Source organism: Oleiphilus sp. HI0079 (assembly GCF_001635105.1).
This window is the reverse complement of record NZ_LWFT01000675.1, coordinates 1-3,419: the sequence shown is the minus strand read 5'-3', so window position 1 is coordinate 3,419 and position 3,419 is coordinate 1. Positions and strand designations below refer to the sequence as shown.

The window sequence follows — 3,419 nt, the reverse complement described above, 5'->3', positions numbered from 1 at the left end:
CATTAATGAGTTTGGCGTGGATGCAAAGGTGCGTTTTGGCACCAATAAAACCTTGGGCTTGACGGTTAACCCGAACTTTACAGAGGTCGAGTCAGATATTGCCAGAGATAGTATTAACAATCCCTTTAATCCCTTCAAACCTGAAAAACGAAGCTTCTTTCAGTCTGGCTCACCTGTCTACAATACTCTGTTGCCAATGGTGTATACACGTAATATTCGGTTTCCGGAGTGGGGCGCTAACTATATACAGAACACACGAAACAGCACGACAGGATTGTTTTATGTAGAAGACGCAGAGACTGAATTTGTCATGCCCGATAATCTTGGCTCAGATACCATGAATGTAGCCATAGAGAGTAATGCCTCGGCGTTTCGTTATGAGCAGTCTTTTGGGAAGAAATCACTTGGTGTTTTAGGCACTTTGAGGCAGGGCCAAGACAACTACCATAATTATGTTGGCGGTGTAGATGGCCTGTGGGATTTAAGTATCGACGATAAGCTGAGATTTCAGTTGATGTATTCAGATACTCAGTATAATGAAGCGTTTGCGGATGACTTATGTGAGTCTGGTGATTGCACTCGAGATCCGATCCCGGATTTTTGTCCTCTAGGAAATTGCGGAACGAATGCCTATGTACAGCGCGCCGATTATGAACGGAAATTGACGGGGCATGCATTTAGGTTCAATTACAAGCACGACGGGCCAAACGGTTTGTATTGGCTCAATTATTATGACGTGCACCGTGATTTTCGTGGCGACTTAGGGTTTCAGAAGCAGGTGGATTATCGAAGTGTGAATTTGGCTTATGGCCAGAAGTGGTATCTTCGTGTACCCAATGATGATGGTGAGTCTCGTATTAGAGCGTATGGGGTATTTACCGAAACGCGGTCGCAAGCCAACGAAGACATTGAAACGGCTTACGCTCTCTATGGTGAATTTCGAGGATGGAAGCAGACTGTTTTTCGGTTTGGTCCGACGTGGAAGTCGCGCGCTGTTAATCGAATCAATCAAAACTCGTTGGAGCTGGGCGATAATGCGCCGCTTTTTGATGAGCATTATTGGCTTTGGTACTACGAGATTTCGCCTTGGAGCCAGTGGACCTTTAACTTTGACGGGAAATACGGCGAGCAGGCCGACTCGGATAATTTGAGATTGGGGGATCTACGTGAGTTTAAACCTCGTGTTCGCTACCAGTTAGGGCATATTGAAATAGATGCTAAAGCAACGCATCGCATTTTTGATGTTGAGGAAGGTCAGCTCTATAAAGAGGAATTTTATACCCTAGGTGTGACCTATCGAAGTAGCAAAATATTTAGTCACCGCCTCTTGTGGCTGTACGATATTACTGAGCGAAACTTGGCTATCTGGCTAGGTAGCGAGACGGCTAAAGAAACAAGCAATAGCGTCGAGTACACGGCGATTTATCAGCCCAGCAGTGCGCTACGGATTCTTTCAGGTTTTAAGTTTGAGGACGAGCTGGATAGCGATGTGGATGATAAACGATATCTCACTAATCGAGAGCTGTACGTAAAGCTTGAATATACTTTTTCCAAAGGCTTTGATTAGCGCGTCTTTAATTGAATAAGGAAGATGGCATCAAAGACATGGGAAGGGAAAGAGAAAGCAGGCGAGAACCTCAGGGAGCGTTCGTTAACAAGCAATGATCGGCCGTATGCTGTATATCTTTTTAAGGCTAAAATTTCGCGCCAAAGTTGATATTCCATTTATCTACCTCGTTAAACTGTACGCCTTTTTGTCCTTTTTCATACCCAACACCAAGGCTGAGATTTGTATTGATGAGATAGCGTAGCTTGCTGGAGAGATATTCTTTGCTTCGCTGCCCTGAAAGCAATGAATAGAGTTTTTTGTAGCTACTATCCCACTGAAACTTCGCAAGTATGGAGTTTTTTGCACCATTCATAATCACGTTGATGTTGTAGCCGTAGTCGGCATAGTCTTTCTCGATTGACGCCTGTTTGCCTTGGTTTAGTATTGAGCCCCCTTCAAGCCGAAGGTCCCAATTTACTTTTAAGTCAAGATAGGGGCCTATAGGCACCATATTCAGGAAGAAGTTGTTCTCACCAAGGTCGGGTATGGGTGTCCACGTGCCGATGAAATTGAGACTGTCGCTATCTTGTATAGCATCGGACGTATAGCTGGGGTTTATGGTTATAAGGTGGTTTGAAAAATAGCTGTCATAGCTGCCAAGCCGGTATTCTGCGATTGCTCCAAGCGATAAGGCCCTCCTGCTCGAACTCGAGTTAACCCCTTTCACTTTTTGAATATCTGTATCTGACTGAAAGTATGCAAAATATTGGCTTGAATGCTGCTCCTCAAAGTTTTCACTGATTAATAATGCTGCAACGAGATCTACTTCAAGGTCTTTCGTGTTGGTTAATTCATTCAGCTCATAAGAGAAGTTGGCCGGAGCACCTTCTTTAAAAGGTTTGATTATGTCTTCTGGACGTTCTCGGAGAATGAGTCGTTCTGACCAACTCTCTGAGGCCTTTGATGAAGTGTCTTTCTTATTTGAATCTGAGAGCGATTCAGCGTTCGGCTCGATTGGCGGGCAGACGGATTGGATGCCCGAGTCATTTGATAAGAACGTGCGCACATTAATGGATGAGCCGCTTCCTTCTCTACCCGGTAAGAAGCGGGTGGTGAATGGATTAGGCGGGGCAGGAGACCACAGGCTCTTGATAATGTTTTGTACCTGAATGATTTTGTCCTTATCCAGATCATTGCATCGTCCAGATGCCTCGCATTTGCTTAACTCATCAGGCTCCGCTATGAGGGCTACTTTCTCTTGATATAGGGTGCTTCCATCCCCTTCCCTCAGCGGGACGTGCACGTCTACCAAGCGGCCATAGAGCAACAGGACGATTCTAAATAACCAATGATGTTGTACCATCGAGTAGGTGTGGGCGAGCGCGCTATCGCCCAATAAAAATTATGCTAAAACCTATCTCAACTATAAGCTCAACTTTGCGTTCAACTATGCGCTCAACGATGAGAGGTATCCTCCCTCTCGTTTTCTGCTTAACGACGATTTCGAGCGCTCAAGCGAATGAGGTCGATTACGCCAATAGCATTCTGAAAACAAACTCCAGTATATTTTGCGAGACAAAATCCGAGCAGCAAGTCGTAAACCCAAAAAAGCTATTTCTTTGGTTGCTCGATGTCGTTGATGTGAGCGATGCCGCGATGGATCTGAACGGCGATGGAAGCACCCTATATCAAGAGAAAGTAGCCCTCATAGCGGAGCCTGATGAGTTAAGCAAATGCGAGGCATCTGGACGATGCAATGATCTGGATAAGGACAAAATCATTCAGGTACAAAACATTATCAAGAGCCTGTGGTCTCCTGCCCCGCCTAATCCATTCACCACCCGCTTCTTACCGGGTAGAGAAGGAAGCG

At 45.3% G+C, this 3,419-nt stretch carries 3 protein-coding genes; 2 read left to right on the top strand and 1 reads right to left on the bottom strand.

Annotation, left to right across the window (positions count from 1 at the left end; genetic code table 11):
• Positions 1–1,567: hypothetical protein (locus A3750_RS12340; RefSeq protein WP_231871810.1), on the top strand; the 1,567-nt coding region annotated here is incomplete at its 5' end.
• 127 nt (positions 1,568–1,694) lie between these two features.
• Here A3750_RS12340 and A3750_RS12335 read toward each other — a convergent pair.
• Positions 1,695–2,945, bottom strand: a complete 1,251-nt coding sequence (locus A3750_RS12335) for a hypothetical protein (protein WP_156498556.1) — start codon at positions 2,943–2,945, stop codon at positions 1,695–1,697.
• A gap of 65 nt (positions 2,946–3,010) precedes the next feature.
• Here A3750_RS12335 and A3750_RS12330 point away from each other — a divergent pair.
• Positions 3,011–3,419, top strand: a 409-nt coding sequence (locus A3750_RS12330; protein WP_156498555.1) for a hypothetical protein, incomplete at its 3' end; no start/stop codon positions are given.